Source organism: Modestobacter sp. VKM Ac-2982 (genome assembly GCF_026967935.1).
Classification (GTDB): Bacteria; Actinomycetota; Actinomycetes; order Mycobacteriales; family Geodermatophilaceae; genus Modestobacter.
In genome coordinates, this window is the sequence record NZ_JAPVBL010000001.1 from 48,949 (window position 1) to 66,268 (window position 17,320).

15 protein-coding genes are annotated in these 17,320 nt (G+C 74.4%); 7 read left to right on the forward strand and 8 right to left on the reverse strand.

Translation table 11 applies throughout. The features are described 5' to 3' along the window. The first annotated feature begins 2 nt into the window (after nt 1–2). Genes O2W20_RS00250 through O2W20_RS00260 form a run of 3 tightly spaced genes read left to right on the forward strand, consistent with a single transcriptional unit; the run spans nt 3 to nt 3,122 of the window. The gene (locus O2W20_RS00250) at nt 3–920 is read left to right on the forward strand and encodes a PmoA family protein (protein ID WP_269169750.1); all 918 of its coding nucleotides are present in this window, start codon (nt 3–5) and stop codon (nt 918–920) included. Further along, complete coding sequence (locus tag O2W20_RS00255; RefSeq protein WP_269169751.1) at nt 917–2,014, forward strand: LacI family DNA-binding transcriptional regulator; 1,098 nt, start codon at nt 917–919, stop codon at nt 2,012–2,014. The genes O2W20_RS00250 and O2W20_RS00255 overlap by 4 nt, the downstream gene beginning before the upstream one ends. Nucleotides 2,015–2,033: 19 nt before the next feature. Continuing rightward, the gene (locus tag O2W20_RS00260; protein WP_269169752.1) at nt 2,034–3,122 is read left to right on the forward strand and encodes a M24 family metallopeptidase; all 1,089 of its coding nucleotides are present in this window, start codon (nt 2,034–2,036) and stop codon (nt 3,120–3,122) included. A gap of 42 nt (nt 3,123–3,164) precedes the next feature. Here the strand turns inward: O2W20_RS00260 and O2W20_RS00265 are convergent, their stop codons facing one another. The 4 genes from O2W20_RS00265 to O2W20_RS00280 form a co-directional block, all read right to left on the reverse strand. Then, entirely contained in the window at nt 3,165–4,505 is a 1,341-nt protein-coding gene (locus O2W20_RS00265) for a pectate lyase family protein (protein ID WP_269169753.1), read from the reverse strand. A 142-nt stretch (nt 4,506–4,647) separates the two neighbouring features. Then, nucleotides 4,648–5,958: a methyl-accepting chemotaxis protein gene (locus O2W20_RS00270; protein ID WP_269169754.1), complete on the reverse strand. Its 1,311-nt coding sequence runs from the start codon at nt 5,956–5,958 to the stop codon at nt 4,648–4,650. Between the two features lie 151 nt (nt 5,959–6,109). Next, on the reverse strand, nt 6,110–7,516 hold the full coding sequence (locus tag O2W20_RS00275; RefSeq protein WP_269169755.1) for a metallophosphoesterase: 1,407 nt from the start codon (nt 7,514–7,516) through the stop codon (nt 6,110–6,112). A 29-nt stretch (nt 7,517–7,545) separates the two neighbouring features. Beyond that, nucleotides 7,546–9,294, reverse strand: a complete 1,749-nt coding sequence (locus tag O2W20_RS00280; protein ID WP_269169756.1) for an ABC transporter ATP-binding protein — start codon at nt 9,292–9,294, stop codon at nt 7,546–7,548. A gap of 166 nt (nt 9,295–9,460) precedes the next feature. On the opposite strand from O2W20_RS00280, the gene O2W20_RS00285 reads away from it, so the two are divergent. Beyond that, entirely contained in the window at nt 9,461–9,877 is a 417-nt protein-coding gene (locus O2W20_RS00285; RefSeq protein ID WP_269169757.1) for a MarR family winged helix-turn-helix transcriptional regulator, read from the forward strand. A gap of 9 nt (nt 9,878–9,886) precedes the next feature. Here O2W20_RS00285 and O2W20_RS00290 read toward each other — a convergent pair whose 3' ends face one another. The 3 genes from O2W20_RS00290 to O2W20_RS00300 form a co-directional block, all read right to left on the reverse strand. Further along, nucleotides 9,887–10,510, reverse strand: a complete 624-nt coding sequence (locus O2W20_RS00290; RefSeq protein WP_269169758.1) for a dihydrofolate reductase family protein — start codon at nt 10,508–10,510, stop codon at nt 9,887–9,889. An 87-nt stretch (nt 10,511–10,597) separates the two neighbouring features. Then, entirely contained in the window at nt 10,598–11,470 is an 873-nt protein-coding gene (locus tag O2W20_RS00295) for a metallophosphoesterase (RefSeq protein ID WP_269169759.1), read from the reverse strand. Continuing rightward, nucleotides 11,470–12,954 carry a phosphatase PAP2 family protein gene (locus tag O2W20_RS00300; RefSeq protein WP_269169760.1) on the reverse strand — a complete coding sequence of 495 codons (1,485 nt, stop codon included), beginning with the start codon at nt 12,952–12,954 and terminating at the stop codon, nt 11,470–11,472. The genes O2W20_RS00295 and O2W20_RS00300 overlap by 1 nt, the downstream gene beginning before the upstream one ends. A 134-nt stretch (nt 12,955–13,088) precedes the next feature. Here O2W20_RS00300 and O2W20_RS00305 point away from each other — a divergent pair, with 134 nt between their 5' ends. The 3 genes from O2W20_RS00305 (at nt 13,089) to O2W20_RS00315 (ending at nt 15,635) form a co-directional block, all read left to right on the forward strand. Continuing rightward, nucleotides 13,089–13,742 (forward strand): copper chaperone PCu(A)C, encoded by a 654-nt coding sequence (locus O2W20_RS00305; protein ID WP_269169761.1) that lies wholly within the window; start codon nt 13,089–13,091, stop codon nt 13,740–13,742. Nucleotides 13,743–13,850: 108 nt separating this feature from the next. Beyond that, the gene (locus O2W20_RS00310) at nt 13,851–14,462 is read left to right on the forward strand and encodes a hypothetical protein (RefSeq protein WP_269169762.1); all 612 of its coding nucleotides are present in this window, start codon (nt 13,851–13,853) and stop codon (nt 14,460–14,462) included. A gap of 162 nt (nt 14,463–14,624) precedes the next feature. Then, nucleotides 14,625–15,635 carry an alpha/beta fold hydrolase gene (locus O2W20_RS00315; protein ID WP_269169763.1) on the forward strand — a complete coding sequence of 337 codons (1,011 nt, stop codon included), beginning with the start codon at nt 14,625–14,627 and terminating at the stop codon, nt 15,633–15,635. 57 nt (nt 15,636–15,692) lie between these two features. Here the strand turns inward: O2W20_RS00315 and O2W20_RS00320 are convergent, their stop codons facing one another. Then, entirely contained in the window at nt 15,693–17,267 is a 1,575-nt protein-coding gene (locus O2W20_RS00320) for a molybdopterin-dependent oxidoreductase (protein ID WP_269169764.1), read from the reverse strand. Between the last annotated feature and the right edge of the window lie 53 nt (nt 17,268–17,320).

The following is a 17,320-nucleotide window of genomic DNA, read 5'->3' on the forward strand; positions in this document are numbered from 1 at the left end:
GCATGGCCCTCAAGACCCTGCACCAGGGCCACGTCCCGGACGAGCCGTCGCCGGCCGGCAGCGCGCTGGCCACGCTCACCGTGGCCGGCACCGTCGTCGCCACCTGCTGGGACGGCGCCGGACTGCCCGGCGTGCTCGCCCCCCGGCCGTTCCTGCACCCGGTCACCACCCTCAGCGGCGTCCCGGTGACCGACGCCCAGCCCGACGACCACCGCTGGCACCTCGGCGTCTCGGTCACCCTGCAGGACGTCGGCGGGGCGAACATCTGGGGCGGCCGCACCTACCTGCGGGACCAGGGCTACACCTGGCGGGCCGACCACGGGCGCCAGGTGCACACCGGCTGGGCGGCACAGGCACCCGACGGCTTCCAGGAGACCCTCGACTGGCAGGGGCCGGACGGGCGCACGCTGCTCACCGAGGAACGCACCGTGCGGGCGGCCCGGGCCACCCTCCCCGGCGCCTGGAGCCTGGAGCTCACCACCACCCTGCGCAACGCCACCGACGCCCCGCTGGAGCTGGGCAGTCCCGCGACCAACGGGCGCAGCGGCGCCGGCTACGGCGGGCTGTTCTGGCGGTTCCCACCGGTCTCCGGCGCCCGGGTGTGGAGCCCGGACGCCGAGGGCGAGGACGCCGTGCACGGCTCGAGCGCGGCCTGGGTGGCCTTCGCCGCCACCGGCCCGGCGCCGTTCACCGTGGCGCTGGCCGGCCTGGACGAGGTCACCCGGGCCGATCCCTGGTTCATCCGTGTCGACGACTACCCCGGGCTGGGCTCCCAGCTGGCCGCCGAGCACCCGGTGCGACTGACCGCCGGGGAGGCGACGACCCGGAGCTTCCGGGCCCTGGTGGCCGACGGGACGCCGGACACCGCGGCCATCGGGGATGCGCTCGCGACGACGCCGGGCCAGGGTGGACCGCGATGACCACTGCTCGGGAGAGCCCGACCGGCCGCCGCGCCGAGCAGGACGGGGCCGCCGGCCCCATCGCCGTCCGCCGGAGCGGCCCCGTGCTGCTCGCCGAGGTCGCCGCGCACGCCGGCGTCTCGCTGGCCACCGCCTCCCGGGTGCTCAGCGGCAGCCGCTCGGTCGGTGAACCGCACCGCGGCCGAGTCCTGGCCGCTGCCCAGGAGCTGCGGTACACGCCCAACGCGCAGGCCCAGGCGGTCGCCCGCGGGGCCAGCAACGTGGTCGGGCTGGTCATCCACGACGTCCTGGACCCCTACTTCTCCAGCATCGCCGGCGGGGTGATGCGGCAGGTGGAGGAGCGTGAGCTCGTGGTCTTCCTGGCCAGCACGCACAGCGACGTCGACCGCGAGCTGGAGTTCGTCCAGACGATGCGGTCCCACCGGGTGCGGGCGCTGATCATCTGCGGCAGCCGCACCACCGACCGGGTGCACAACGAGCGCCTGGCCCACGAGCTGGAGGGTTACGCGGCGGCCGGCGGCCAGGCCGCGGTGATCAGCCAGGACCGGCTGGGCACGCACGCCGTGGTGCCGCAGAACCGCTCCGGTGCCCGCGCCCTGGCGCGGGAGCTGTGCCGGCTGGGCCACCGCCGCTTCGCGGTGCTCGCCGGCCCCCGCGGGCTGCTGACCTCCCGCGACCGCCTGATCGGCTTCCGGGAGGGGCTGACCGCCGAGGGCGTCGACGTCGCCGACCTCCAGGTGCTCCACGGGGAGTTCACCCGGGAGGGCGGGGAGAGCCTGGCCGCTGAGCTGATCGCCGCGGGACCGCTGCCGACCTGTGTCTTCGCGGTCAACGACGTGATGGCGCTCGGCGCGCTGGCCGCCTTCCGGTCCGCCGGCGTGCGGGTGCCCGAGGACGTCTCGCTGGCCGGCTTCGACGACATCGCCCCGCTGCGCGACGTCGTCCCCTCGCTCACCTCGGTGCACCTCCCGCTGGAGGAGATGGGTGCCCGGGCGGCCCAGCTGGCGCTGGACACCGAACCCCAGACCACGAGCCAGGCCGTCAAGGTCCGCGCCGAGGTGGTGCTGCGGGACAGCACCCGCCGGCTGCCCTGATCACCCACCGGAGGACACCGTGCACGACCTGAACCGACCGTCGGCCGCCGATCGGGCGGTCAAGCGCGAACGCGTGCTCGACCTGCTGCGCCGGACCGGGCAGGAGCGGCTGGTGCTCACCTCGGTGGGCTCGCTGTCCTGGTACCTGGACGGCGCGCGGCCGGCCGTCAAGCTGTCCGCCGAGGACGGGGTGATCGCCGTCGTGGTCGACGCCGCCGGGGACACCGTGTTCGTGCCGAACAACGAGGCCGACCGGCTCGCCGCCGAGGAGCTGCCCAGCGACGTCCGGGTGCGGGTGACCGACTGGTGGGCACCGCTGCTGGGACCCGACCTGGCCCCGGGCACCCCGGGAGTGCTGACCGAGGCCGACCCGGTCGCCGCGGAGGGGCTGCGGGCCGCCCGGGCCGGCCTGCTCCCGGTCGAGACCGAGCGGTACCGCCGGCTCGGCCGGGACGCCGCCGAGGCGCTGACCGCGACCGCACTGTCGCTGGAGCCCCGGACGACCGAGCGCGAGACGGCGGCCCGGCTGGGCGCTGAGCTGATCGCCCGCGGGGCCGAGCCGTTCGTCGTCCTGGTCGCCGGGGAGGAGCGGCTGCCCTTCCGGCACGCGCTGCCCACCGACGGGGTGCTCGGCCGGCGGGTGATGCTCGTCGTGTGCGCGCGGCGGCACGGGCTGATCGCGAACGCGACGCGCTGGGTCGCCCTGGCGCCGCCGTCCGCCGCCGAGGCCGATGCCGACGCGCGGATCCGCGCGGTGGAGACGGCGTTCCTGGCCGCCTCCACCCCCGGGCGCCCGCTCGGTGAGGTCTTCGCCGCCGGCGCCAGCGCCTACGCCGACCAGGGCTTCCCGGCCGACGAGTGGACCCGGCACCACCAGGGCGGCCCGACCGGCTACTGGGGGCGCGACCCGGTCGCCACCCCGGACAGCGCGGTGCGGCTGGTGGCCGGGCAGGCCCTGGCCTGGAACCCGTCCGCCCCCGGGGTGAAGATCGAGGACACCCTGCTGCTGGGCGGGGGCGGCCTGGAGGTGCTCACCACCGACGGCCTGTGGCCGACCACCCGCGACGAACTGGGGCTGCAGCGACCGGAGGTCCTGGTCCGCTGCTGAAGGCCGCCCTCCCCGCCGGACCGGCGGGGAGAGCGGCCGGGCTCAGCGGAGGCGGCCGGAGCCGGCCTTGACCCGCACCAGCGCGGGCACCGCGGGGGTCGGGTCGATCCGCTCCACGAAGGTGGGCGTCCAGCTCACCGTCGTCGGGATGTCGGGGTCGTTGGCGGCGTTGTAGGCCTCGACCAGGCTGGTCCGGCGCGGCCAGGAGCGGCCGCTGCTGACCAGCGTCCCCGATTCGTCCACGCCCGTGCCGTCGAGCGCGTCACCGCGCCAGTCCTCGACGAAGGACGCCGGGTCGACCCCGGGGGCCAGCTGGACGAAGTTGTTGTCGGCGACGATCTCCGCCTCCACGCCGACGCCCCAGCTGTACTGGTAGGTGTCCGGGTCCGAGACGACGTACCAGTTGTTGTAGACGTGCACGTCGCCGTAGCGGACCCGGGGCGCGCGCTGGCCGATGTCCTCCCACAGGTTGTGGTGGAAGGTGATCCGCAGCCGGCCGCGGTCGGCGACCCGGCTGTTGGAGGAGCCGACGAGGTTGGTCTTGTCGTGGTCGCGGAACTCGTTCCAGGAGACGGTGACCAGGTCGGTGGAGTTGGTGATGTCCAGCAGCCCGTCGTGCACCTCGAACTTCTGGCCGTACACGGTGGGCAACGCCTCCGGGGGGTTCTGCCCGTCGTCGAAGGTGTTGTGGTCGACCCAGACGTGCGTGGACTCGGCGAGCCACAGGTTGTCGTAGGCGGCGTTCCAGGCGCCCGCGTCGCCGTCCGTCGGGTCCCAGGCGGTGAAGCAGTCGTAGGTGTCGGACAGTCGGAGGTTGCGGACGATGACGTTGTCCGAGCCACGCACGGTGAGCGCGGCGCCGACGATGCCGGCGTCCCGGCCGACGCCGACGATGGTGACGTTGGAGCCCACGTACTGGCGCACCTGGGCCTCCTGCACGTCCGCAGAAGCCGCCCGGGCGTCCTCCAGCGGGCCGGTGGGCTCGGCCTCGGTGCCCCAGACCTCGGGCGCGTAGGCCGCGATGTAGTCGGCCATGTCGAAGCCCTCGACCTCGTAGGAGGCGCAGTCGACGGCCCCGTCGGCGGTGCGCTGCTGGGCGTCCAGGACGCCGTGGACGTGGACGACCCGCGGCGTGGTGTCCCCCCGCGCCGCGTCGCCACCGAGGGCGGCGCGGAACTCCTCCCACGTACGGACGTGGAACACGTTCTCCGGGGCTGCGGCGGACCCACCGGTGGTGCCGCCCTCGGCGGCGGCCCAGCCGTCCTGCGGGCCGAGCACCTCCCGGCCGATGTCCTTGCCGTGCGCGGAGGCAGCGGTCGGGGCGAGCGTGACGGCCAGGGCTCCGGCCGCGGTGACGATCAGCGTGCGACGCAGTGCGCGCATGTCACTCCAAGATCTCGAAGGCGGTGGGAAAGCGGTTTCCCACGTGACGCGCGTCACGCTAACGGCGCCCTCGAAACGGTGTCAAGACGTCCGAGACGACTCGCCGGCTGTCCAGCCGGCCACCTGGGCGTGTCCGGCCGGGTCACATCCCGGAGACGAGGCCCCGCAGGTCCGCGGCCATCCGGGCGGCCTCCCGGGACGCCCCGCTGATCGCCTCCTGCGCCTGCGCCGAGGAGGCGTTCTGCTCCTCGACCGCGGCCGCGATCGTCGTCTGGGCGTCGACGACCCCCCGGATGACCTCCTGCACCCCGCTCAGCGCAGCACCGGCTGCGGCGACGTCGCCGCGGACGGCGTCGACCACCCGCCGGATCCGCTCGGTGGCCTGGGCGGTCTCCGTGGCGAGGTCCTTGACCTCCCCGGCGACCACGGCGAAGCCCTTGCCCGACTCCCCGGCACGCGCTGACTCGATCGTGGCGTTGAGGGCCAGCAGGTTCGTCTGGTCGGCGATGCTGGAGATGCTGCCGGCGATCTGGTCGATCTCCGCCATCGTGCCGGCCAGGCGCTCGACCGTGGCGGCGCTGTCCCGGGACTGGAGGCTGGCCTGGTTGGCCGTCGACGTCGCCTGGCACGCCGCCGCGGCGATCTCGCCGATCGCCTCCCGCAGCCCGACCATGACCTCGGTGGCGACCCCGACGTTCGCGTCCAGCCGTTGCCCGGCGCCGAGCAGCCCCGCCAGCTGCTCCTGCTGGGCGGCCGCGCGGTCGGCGCGCTCCCGGAGCCGGTCCGCCGCCTCCTCCGCCACCCGGGCCCGCTCCTCGGCCAGTTCCTCCTGCGCCGCCACCTGGGCGGCCAGCTGCTCCTCGGCCAGCTGCTGCTGGGCCTGCCGGGCCCGCTCGGCCTGCTCGGTGAACTTCCAGCCGTAGGCCAGGAACGTCGCCTCGGCCAGCAGGAACACCGCGTGCAGCAGGGCGAAGAGCACCGGGTCGGCCTGGGCCTCGGCGGTGGAGAAGACCGACATGGGCATGGCCAGGCTCATCACCGCGTGGTGCACGGCGACGAAGACGACGGCGAGCAGGAACGGCACCCACGCCTGGTACAGGGCGACCAGGGCGAGGACGACGTAGAACCAGATGTGCAGGTCGGTGAGGCCGCCGCCGACGTGCACGAGGACGTCGGCGCCGACCATGAGGCCGACGGCGACCGCACTGGACCGGCCGACCTGGCCGCCCAGCAGCTGACCCAGGACCAGCAGCACGGCCAGCACGGCGAGCTGCCCCCACAACAGCCACCCGCCGACCCCCCGGACCAGCCCGATGCCGGCCAGCACGGGGAGGTGCACGGCGAGCACCAGGGAGATCACCCGGTGGCGGGCCGCGAAGCTCGCCTCGTCCAACCGGACACCGCGCGGCAGGAGCGGGACACGTGCGGGGGAGCCGGTCGACGTCGTCGTCATGCTCGGACATCGGCACGCATCGCACGCGATCCAGTCGAGTGCGACGAGTCCGATCGGGCGCAGCGGGGCAGGGGCTGACCATGACCTCCCGCTAGCAGACCGACCGTCGTCCCCGTCGGCTGCGCGAGGTGGCCGCGAGCCGGGGCGCTGATCAGCCGGCCGTCACCACGAACGGCACCTCCACGACCCCGTCGTCCGGCGACAGCGCCGTCATCGGTTGCAGCCCCCCGTCCTCGGCGACGCCGCTGAACGGCGTGACCACCAGCCGATCACCGTCGATCTCGGCGAGCAGCACGTGGGAGTGCGCCGCCCACGCCACGGTGCCGGCGGCGGCGAAGTCCGTGGGCGGGTCCTCCCGCAGCTGCCCGCCGGCGCCGGAGAGGAAGTAGTCGATGCCGTCGACCCGGGACAGCTGGAAGTTGTGCTCGTGCCCGGCGAAGGCGGCCCGGACACCGGCCCGGCGGAACCGCGGGGCCAGCTCGCGCACCATCGACTCCGTGTTGGAGTGGTGCGGCCCCGCGCAGTAGGTGGGGTGGTGGGAGAACGGCAGCCGCCAGGTCGGGCCGTCCGGGTCGTCGGCGGGGAGCGCCCGGTCCAGCCAGGCCCGGTGCCTCGGGTTCTCGAAGAAGTGCTCGGTGGGCAACGGGTCGGCCAGCGAGGTGTCGATGCAGACGAACTCGACGTCGGCGCCGTACCGGAAGCGGTAGAACATGCCCGGGTCGATCGACGCGCGCTCACCGGCCGACTCGGGGGTGAAGCGCAGATCGGTGTGGAAGTTCCCCCGGATCTGCTCGCGGTCGTCGCTGGACTCGCTGTCGCTGGTGTCGTGGTTGCCGACCGTCGGGTAGACCGGCACCCGGGCCAGCAGGTACCGGTAGGGCTGGTAGAAGCTGGAGAACCAGTCGGCGTCCGCCGCGCCGGTGCCGGTTGTCGTCCGGCCGCTCTCGCCCTCGTAGACGTTGTCGCCGGTGGAGAGCACGAGCCGGACCCCGGGGTCGTCGGCCAGCCGGTCGAGCACCTGCGCGACCCGCCGTTGCCGGCGGGCACCCTCCGAGTCCACCACCACCCCGACGCCGTAGTCACCCAGGACGGCGAAGGCCAGCGGGGCCCGGGCGTCGGGTGCCGGGTGCGTGCGGAAGGTCAGGTCGTAGCGCCGCCCGGCCGGCCGCAGGTCCAGGCCACCGCGCGGGACCGGCCCCCAGTCCCACCGCTCCCCCTCGGCCCAGGATCGGCCGTCGACGGTGATCCGGTAGCGGTAGCGGGTGTCGGGAGCGAGGCCACCGACCCACGCGTGGTTCCGCTCCCCGGTGGCCGCGCGGGCCACCGTCCCGCCGTCGGTGTCGAGCACCTCCACGACCGCCTCCCCGTACGGCCGGGAGCCCGCCCCGATGGTGCCGGTCCGGCCCTCGTCCACCGCGTCCAGCTGCTCGTCGTCGACCAGCTGCCAGCGGGAGCCGGCGTCCGGGCGCCGGAACCAGAAGCCGCCCCAGGCGATCAGGGCACGGTCGGGACCGACGTCGACGAGGTGGACGTAGGGCTCGAAGTGCGTCTCGGTCATCGCCGCCCCCTACCCGGTGGCCGGCGGGTTCAGGCGACGAGGACCGCCTCCCGCTCGGCGGCGCCGGCCAGCTCGGCGTAGCGGCCGCCCAGCGCCAGCAGCTCCTCGTGGGTGCCCTGCTCCACCACCCGGCCGTGCGCGAGCACCGCGATCAGGTCGGCGTCCCGCACGGTGGAGAGCCGGTGCGCGATGGTGATCGTCGTCCGGCCCCGGCTGGCCTCGTCCAGGGCCGCCTGGACGGCGCGCTCGGTGGTGTTGTCCAGCGCGCTGGTCGCCTCGTCCAGCACCAGGACGCGGGGGTCACGCAGCAGCGTGCGGGCGATCGCCAGCCGCTGCTTCTCACCGCCGGAGAACCGGTGGCCGCGGGCGCCGACGACGGTCTCGTAGCCGGCCGGCAGCGCGGCGATGACGTCGTGGACCTGCGCCCGGCGGGCGGCCTCCACCATCTCGGCCTCGGTGGCGTCGGGCTTGGCGTGCCGCAGGTTCTCCGCGATCGTGCCGTGCAGCAGGTAGGTCTCCTGGGCCACGACGCCGACCACCTGGGCCAGGTCGGCCAGGGCCGCGTCCCGGACGTCGACGCCGTCGATCGTGACCCGGCCGGACGTCGGGTCGTTGAGCCGGGGGACCAGCGAGGCGAGCGTGCTCTTGCCCGACCCGGTCTCCCCCACCAGCGCCAGGGTCGCCCCGGCGGGCACGGTGAGGTCGATGTCGTGCAGCGCATCACGGGCGCCGTCGGGGTAGCGGAAGCCGACGTGGTCGAAGCGCACCTCGCCACGGACCGCGCGCGGGTCGAGCGGCACCGGGTGGGCCGGGTCGTCGATGTCGACCGGCAGGTCCAGGTACTCGAAGACCCGGCTGAACAGCGCCATCGAGGCGGTGAGCGAGACCCCGATGTCCAGCAGGCCCATCAGCGGGCGGAAGAGCGCCCCCTGCAGGGCGGTGAACGCGACCAGCGTGCCGATGGTCATCCCGCCCGACGTCGCCGGCAGCCCGGCGATCAGGTAGATCAACGCCGGGATGCCGGCGAACACGATGCTCATCGTGGCCATCCGCCAGCGGCCGGCGAGCTGGGAGCGCACCTCGAGCCCGACCAGGACGTCGGAGGTGCCGGTGAACCGCCGGGACTGGGCCGGGCCTGCGCCGAGGGTCTTGCCCAGCAGCACGCCGCTGACGCTGAGCCCCTCCTCCACCTGGGAGTGCAGGTCGGCCAGGGAACGCTGGCGCTGGGCGGTGATCTCGCGGCGCATCCGGGCCACCCGCCGGGTCAGCCAGACGGCCGGCGGCAGCACGACGAGGGAGAGCAGCGACAGCCGCCAGCTCAGCACGGCCATGGCCACCACGGTGCCGATCACGGTGGTGGCGTTGGCGGCGAAGGAGGTGGCGGTGGTGGTGACCACCGACTGCATCCCACCGATGTCGTTGGTGAGCCGCGACTGCACCTCGCCGCCCTTGGTGCGGGTGAAGAAGCCGAGCGACTGCCGCTGCAGGTGCGTGAAGACCGCCGTCCGGAGCCCGTGCATGACGTGCTGGCCGACGGTGGTGGACAGCCAGGTCTGCAGCACGCCGAGGACGGCGGTCACCGCCGCGACGGCGACCATGCCGGCGACCGCCCAGCCGAGCAGCGGCACGTCCTGCTCCGGGATCGCCTCGTCGATGACCAGCCGGATGAGGAACGGCGTGGCCAGTGCGATGGCCGAGCTGGTCACGATGAGCGCGACGACGATCGCGAGCTGCCTGCGGTACGGCCGGAAGAGCCGGGCCACACGGCTCCAGCTCACGGGAGCGCGGTCCAGCTGCGCGCGGTCCGCCGGGTCGGGCCGGCCGCCGGAGCGCCCGCCTCCCCGGCCGGGGTTCATGGTGTCGTCGATGGCGAGCACCCCTCTCTGCTTTCCTGAGGTTACCTCACCGTGTGGCAACCTCACAGGTGCCGCTACTGTTCCCGCCATGGGGAACGGCGGCACGGCGACGCTCGGCGACCTGCTCATGCGGGTCGCCCGCACGCTGCGCCGCCGGTTCATCGCCACGCTCGCCCCGTGGGACCTCTCCCCGCACCAGGCCCGGGCGCTCCGGGTGGTCTGCTCGCGCGACGGTGTCCGGCTCTCCGAGCTGGCCGAGGCGCTCCGGATCGCCCCGCGGTCGGCGACCGAGGTGGCCGACGGGCTGCAGGAGCGCGGCCTGGTCGAGCGCGCCGCCGACCCCGCGGACCGGCGGGCGGTACGGCTGACCCCGACCGAGGCCGGCCGCCGGGTGCAGCGCGAGGTGGACGACGCCCGGGCCGCGGACTCCCACGAGCTGTTCGCCCGGCTGTCGGCCGCAGACCGCGCCGAGCTCGAACGGATCCTGCGCCAGCTCACCGACTGACCGGCGAGCTCAGCTCTGGTCGAGGGCGAAGGACCCGGTCTGGACCTCCCCCGCACCCGTGTAGCTGACGAGCAGCGCCCCGGTGCTGGACGCCGTCGACGCGGTCAACCGCCACGTGCGGGGCACGGCGCCCTCGGCGAACAGCCTGCGCCCGGTGCCGAGGACGACCGGGAAGACGATCAGCCGCAGCTCGTCGACCAGGTCCTCGGCCAGCAGCGTCTGCACCAGGCCGAGGCTGCCGTGCACCTGCAGCTCACCGCCGTCCTCGGCCTTCAGCGCGCGGACGGCGTCGGCGACGTCTCCCTCGATCAGCCGGGCGCCGTCCCAGTCGACCGACTCCAGCGTGCGCGAGGCGACGTGCTTGGGCAGCGCGTTCAGCGACCAGGCGATCCGGTCGCCCTCGGTCGGCATCTTCGGCCAGTGCGCGGCGAAGATCTCGTAGGTGCGTCGGCCCAGCAGGAAGTCCTGAGCGGTGGCGAACCAGGCGTCCATCTGGCCGGCCATGACCTCGTCGAAGTGCGGCACCAGCCAGCCGCCGTGGGGGAAGCCCCCGGAGGTGTCCTCCTCCGGGCCGCCGGGAGCCTGGGCGACCCCGTCGAGGGTCAGGAACGTGGTGACGACGAGCGGGCGCATCGGAGACCTCCGGAGACCGGCCGCCCCGACGGCGGCCTGTGCCGACCCAGACCGGGGACCCGGCCGGAAGTCATCGGCCGGAGGTGCTCAGTCCGGCGGGGTCAGCTCGAAGAACACGACCTGCGGCGGGGCGTTGATCCGCATCGGCACCACGCTGAACCCCAGGCCGCAGGTGACGAACAGCGCGTTGCCCTCGGCGCCGTAGTCCGCCGCCGACCACCCGTCGGCGACGACCGCCTCCTCCTCGGTCAGCCCGAGCCAGCTCCAGCGCGGCAGGCCGGGCAGGGCGATCTGCCCGCAGTGGGTGTGCCCGGCCACGGTGAGCGGCGCGCTGCCCGGCGGCATCTCCGGGAAGGCCGTCGGGTTGTGCATCAGGACCACCCGCGGCGCGTCGTCCGGGAGACCGCTCAGCGCCTGGTCGACGTCGACCAGACCGGGGCGGACGGGCCCGACGCCGACGACGTGGAGGGGGTCCTCCCCGGTGCCGGGCACCGGCTCCGACTCGTTGAGCAGCACAGGGACGCCGGCGCCCTCGAGCGCGGCGGTCAGCTCCTCCGCTGCGTCGCTCGCGTAGTCGTGGTTGCCCAGCACGGCGTAGGTGGGGATGCCGGAGTCCAGCAGCGGGCTCAGCAGGTCCATCGCCGCCTCCACCTCCGGTTCGACGTCCGGGCCGGCGTGGTAGACGAAGTCCCCGCCCAGCAGGACCAGGTCGGGCTCGTCCTCCAGCACCCGCTCGACGGCGCGCTCGACCATCCCGGTGTTGGCCCACCACATGCCGATCTGCATGTCGGCGAGCAGGGCGACCTCCAGCCCGGCCGACTCCGCAGGCAGCCGGGGGAGCTCGACCGCGTAGCGGTCTTCGTCGAGGACCAACCGCGGCTCGATGAGGACGCCGTAGCCGAGGAGCAGGACGAGGGCCGCGAGCAGGGCCAGCCCGCCACGGACGAACCAGCGCCGCATCACCGGCTCGCCATGCCCGCGCCCGTGGCGGGGTGCCGGATGCCCCGGCCGGACCCGAGCTGGAAGGCCCAGGCGCAGGCCAGGACCCACACGGTGCCGAGCAGCAGCCCGGCGAGCACGTCGGTCGGGAAGTGTGCGGCCACGTAGATCCGGGTGATGCCGATCGCGGGTGCGAGCAGCACCGGCACCGCCAGCACGGCCCACCGCCAGCGGCTGACCCCGTAGCCGATCACCAGCGCGGCCAGGCCGCCGTAGAGGGCGACGGCCATCCCCGAGTGGCCCGAGGGCCAGCTGGCGCCGGCCGGCAGCCCCTCGGTCAGGTCGACCACGTCGGGCCGCACCCGGCCGACCACCAGGCCGACCACGAAGTAGATGACCACCTCGCCGACGATCGTGACGAGGACGAAGACGACGGGGCGCCAGCTGCCCACCCAGGCCAGGGACAGGACCGCCAGGGTGAGCCCGACTGCGATGGCCGCCCGGGTGCCGGACAGCATCCCCACCGCGTCGGCCACCGTGGTGAGCGTCTCGGTGCGCTGGTCGACGAACCAGGCGGTGACGCTCTGGTCGAACCGGCCGAGAGCGGTGTCCCTCAGCACGCGGGTGACCAGCAGGCCCAGCCCCACCAGCCCCACGAACAGCGCAGCCGCCGCACCGACCAGCTGCAGGACCGTCGTCCGCCCGGCCGGGAGCACCGACTGGTGGGTGGGGGCCGGACGGGGGGCCTCCGCGGAGTCGACCTCCAGCGGGTCCAGCGGCTCGTCGCTGTACTCGTGCCGGTCGTGCTGCCAGCCGCGGAAGGCCGCCGTGGTGATCGCCAGCCAGGCCGCCCCCAGCGCCCAGCCGGCCAGCACGTCGGAGACGAAGTGCACGCCGAGGGCCAGCCGGGTGAACCCGATCGCGAACACCAGCAGCGCGAACCCGGCGACGAGCCACGGCCGGACCCGGCGGCTCACCACCGGCAGCAGCACCAGCAGCAGCACCCCCCAGGTCACCACGGCCGTCATCGCGTGGCCGCTGGGGAAGCTGGCGTTGCTGGGAGTGTCGACCACGGGGTTCAGCACGACCGGGCGGGCCCGGTCGGCGATGTACTTGGTGAGCAGGATGAGGACGGGCAGGCCGATCCCGGTGACCGCGACGAACGCGGCCAGCCGCCGGTGGCGGCGGATGAGCAGGAACAGCGTCGCCAGCACCGTCACCAGCACCGAGGCGCCGGTGCCGCCGAGGTCGGTCACGCCGCGCAGGACGCTCACCGTCAGGGACGAGCCGCTGACCGCCTCGTTCAGGTCGGCCGCCACCTCCCCGTCGAAGGAGGCCAGCGGCGACCAGCTCTCCTGGACCAGCAGCCACAGCGCCAGGAAGGGCACGGCGCCGACGAGGAGGGCCACCAGCCCCAGGACCGCCCGGCCGCTGAACCGGCCGGCTGCCTGGGGCGGTTCCTGGTCGGGAGGTGACTGGGTCGAGGTGGTGAGTGGCCGGCTCATGGGACTGCCGCTACCCAGCTCTGCCCAGACCACGGCTCATCGTTGCGACACCGTGACCTGCGGCGCATGCCTACGCCGCGGACCGCCGGGTACGCCACTTCCGATCCCTGCCAGCCGAGAGAACGGACTCGCTCATGACCTCCCACCTCCCCCGCCACCGGCGGTGGCCGGGCGTCGCGCTCGCCGTCGCAGCACCGCTGCTCCTCGTCACCGGCTGCGGCGACACGGAGGACTCCCCGAGCCTGCAGGACGACGAGGGGGAGGTCGTGGACGACCAGGGCGGCGAGATCGTCGGCGGCCCGGACTCGCCGGTGGTCACCGTCACCGCGGACGTCGAGCTCGTCGGCATCGAACTGGCCTACCCGGTCGACGGTCTGTACGAGGTCGGCGAGGAGGTGCCCCTCTACGCCGCCCTGACGAACACCGGCACCGAGCCGGTCACCCTGGTGGACGTCACCGGCCCCGACTTCGAGGAAGCGATCAGCACCGGCGGGAGCGCCGAGGAGAGCGACGCCCTCGAGATCGTCGTCGCCCAGAACGACAACACCTACATCGGCGCCGAGGGGTCCCCCTCGATCGTCCTGGTGGGCCTGCAGACCGAGCTGCGCTCGTCGCAGTCGATCCCGGTCACCTTCGTGTTCGAGGAGGCCGGCGAGGTCACCGTCGAGGTGCCGGTGTCCGCGGACGACAGCGACCCGTTCGAGGGCTTCAGCTTCCCCGACCCGGACGAGGACCCGACCGACGACACCGGATTCCCCGACCCGGTCGAGGACACCACCGACGAGTGACCGGCCGGATTGCGATCCGGTCACGTTCCACCGACTGATGCGCCACACGGCCCGCTCCGGGCAAGGCAGTGAGTGCACACACGTCACCGACCTGGAGGACACGAACCGATGACCGACCCACGCACCAGCGGCGCCACCGTGGCCGCAGCGAAGAAGCGGCCGATCTGGCCGTGGCTCCTGCTGGCCGCCCTGATCGCCGCCCTCGCCCTCTGGTGGCTCATCGCCGAGTTCACCGGTGACGACGACGACCTGGACGTCGGCGCCGACACGGGCGCCGTGGTCGAGGAGACGACCACCGAGACCGAGACGGAGGTGACCGGGACCGAGACCGAGACGCCGGCGGCGACGCCCGACATCGGTCTGGGCACCGTGCTCATCGGGGACCTCGACGCCCTGGCTCCGGACGTCGACCTGAGCGCCAGCGTCGGGGAGCCCGTCGAGGCGAACACCGTCGAGGTGCAGGCAGTCGTCGCCGACGAGGCGTTCTTCGTCGGCCCGGAGGCCGGCCAGACGATCATGGTCCGGCTCCAGCCCTTCGGTGGCGCCGGCGACGAGGAGTCCCCGTTCGAGGTGCAGGAGGGTGACACCGTGAGCTTCAGCGGGACCCTCGAGGAGATCGACGAGGAGTTCCTCTCCAGCCTGCAGCTGTACACGCCTGCTGACGAGCTGGAGACCGGCGACTACTACGTCCAGGCGTCGGAGATCACCCTCGCGGAGTGATCCCACGCTGGACCCACGACGGCGTCCCCGGCCCGCTGCTCCTGCGGGCCGGGGACGCCGTCGTCTGCTGGCCGCCCCCTGCGGACCGTCGCACCCGCTCCCACGGAAGAGGACCTCGTGCAGAACGCCATGCAACGCCCTGGACGACGTGCAGGTCGCCGGATGAGCGCACGCGTACACGGGGTGGCCGCCGCCGCGCTGGCCACGGCCGGCCTCGTCGCCGGGATCACGGCACGCCGGGCGGACGCCCGCCGGCTGGCCCGCCGGACGACCGGGTCGTCCCCGTCCGTCCGGACCGACGACGGGCTCCGGCTGCACGTGGAGGTCGCCGGGGAGATCGCCGCGCCGACGGTCGTGCTCGTGCACGGCATCGGCGCCGACGGCACGATGTTCGACCCGCAGTGGACGGCGCTGCGCGGCCGGGCCCGCCTGGTCCGCTACGACCAGCGTGGGCACGGCGCCAGTGGCTGGGCGGGCGGGCAGGCCGCGACGGTGGCCCGGCTGGGCCGCGACCTCGGCCAGGTCGTCGACCAGCTGGGCGGCGACGGACCGGTCGTGGTCGCAGGGCACTCGATGGGCGGCATGGCCGTCCTGGCGCTGGCCGATCAGCGGCCGGAGCTGTTCGGCTCCCGGATCACCGGCGCGGCGCTGCTGAGCACCCGCGCCGCACCGCTCACCGGCGCGGAGCGGTCCAGCACCCCGGTGACCGCACGGGCCCGTACCGGCCTGTCCACCGGGGGCGCGTGGCTGGTGTGGCTGACGGCCCCCCTGGCCGGCGCACTCCACCCGTTCCGGTCCCGGCCCGGGCAGCGGCTCCTCCGCCGGCAGCTCTTCGCCGGTGACCCGCCCGAGGCTGCCGCACAGGCCACCTACCGGATGTGGGCGCAGACCCCGGCGGGTGTCCTGGCGGCCTACCTGCGCAGCCTGGCGACCTACGACCAGCGGGCTGCGATCGCCGTCCTGCGTGCCGTGCCGGTCCTGGTCCTGGCCGGGACGGAGGACCGCACCATCCCCACCCGATCCGCGCCGCGGATGGCGGCGCAGATCGGCGCGGGCGCCGAGCTGGTCCTGGTGGACGGCGCCGGTCACATGGTGAACACCACCCACCCCGACACCGTCAACGCGGCACTCGCCGCCCTGCTCGACCGGGTGCAGGCGCCCACCAGGACCTGATCCCGCTGCGCCGCCCTGATCCCGCTGCGCCGCCTCGGCCCGGCTCCGCCGAGCCGATCAGGCCTCGACGACGACCTCGATGACCGGGTACCCGGAGGCGCCGTCCGGGGCCACCGGGGTGCGCTCGTCGGTCTGCACCTCGCCGAGCCCGTCGGTGGCCCGGGCGGCGATCACGTGGACGCCCGGGGTCGCCTGCCAGGGCAGGTACCACTGCCGCCAGCAGTCGACGTCGAGGCGCTCGGCCAGCGTCGCGGACTGCCACGGACCGTCGTCGATGCGCACCTCCACGGCCTCGATGCCGCGGGTGGGCGCCCAGGCCACCCCGGCGATCGGGCGCTCCCCGGCGGTGATGGTCCGCCCCGGGCCGGGGACGTCGATCCGGGTCGACGTCTTGATCGGCCCCTCCTTGGCCCAGCCGCGGGGGATCCAGTAGCCGTCGACGTCCCAGTCGGTGAGCTCGATCGCGGAGAGCCACTTGGTCGCCGAGACGTAGCCGTACAGCCCCGGGACGACCAGCCGCGCCGGGAAGCCGTGCTCGGCGGGCAGCGGCTCGCCGTTCATCCCGACCGCCACCATCGCCTCGGTGACGTCGAGGGCGGTGAGGGTGGGGAACCCGGCGGTGAACCCGTCGACCGACCGGCCGATCAGCTGGGTCGCCCCCTCCTGCAGCCCGGCGCGCTCGAGCAGCCGGAACAGCGGGACCCCCTGCCAGCGTGCGTTGCCGACCAGGTCGCCGCCGACCTCGTTGGAGACGCAGGACAGGGTGATGTCGGCCTCGATCTGCGGCATCGACATCAGCTCGTCGTAGGTGAGGGTGAACGGGTTGTCCACCATCCCCCGGATCTCCAGCCGCCACTCCGCCGGGTCGATGGTGGGCACCCGGAGGGCGGTGTCGATCCGGTAGAACTCCTCGTTGGGGACGAACAGCGGCGTGAGGCCGGGGATCTCCAGGTCGGCGCCCGCCGGCACCGGTCCGGCCGGCCGGACCGGCACGGGCAGCCGGATGGCGGCCCGCAGCTCGGTCAGCCGTTCGCGCCCCATGAGCAGTCGGCTGCCGACGCCGCCGATCACCGCCACCGCGACTGCGCCGCCGGCCAGCAGGAGGAAGTTGCGGCGGTCCGCCGTCCTGGACCCGTCCGACGCCGGCCCGTACGCGCGCGCCGCAGCCAGCAGGAAGTGCAGCATCGCGACCCCGACCGCCGCGCCCAGCACGCCGGCCAGCACGGTCAGAGCGGGGGAGGCGTCCGGCGCGGCGAGGCCCGCGGCGACGCCGAGGGCGGTGATCAGCACGAACGCGACCGCGCCCGCCACGAACGAGCGCCGCGCCAACAGCCCGGTGCCGGCGCCCAGCAGCGCAGCGACCAGCCCGATCGAGGCCAGCAGCACCGGCTTGTCGTTGGTGCCCAGCGCAGCGATCGCGGCCCGCTCCAGCCAGCCGGGCACGCTGTCGATGACGGCGTCCCCCACCGAGATGACCAGCGACGGCACTCCGTCGACGGCACCGGCGGCCAGCTCGACCACCCCGATCCCGGCCGCAGCCGCCAGCAACCCGGACAGCGCCGCTCGGCCGACCGGTGCCTGCCGCGCCTCGTCGTCGTCCCGCGGTCGTTCCACCACCTGTGGCTCACCCATGGACCCAGCTTCACCCGCCCCGATAGGTCGTACACGTCCAACCCCGGAACCGA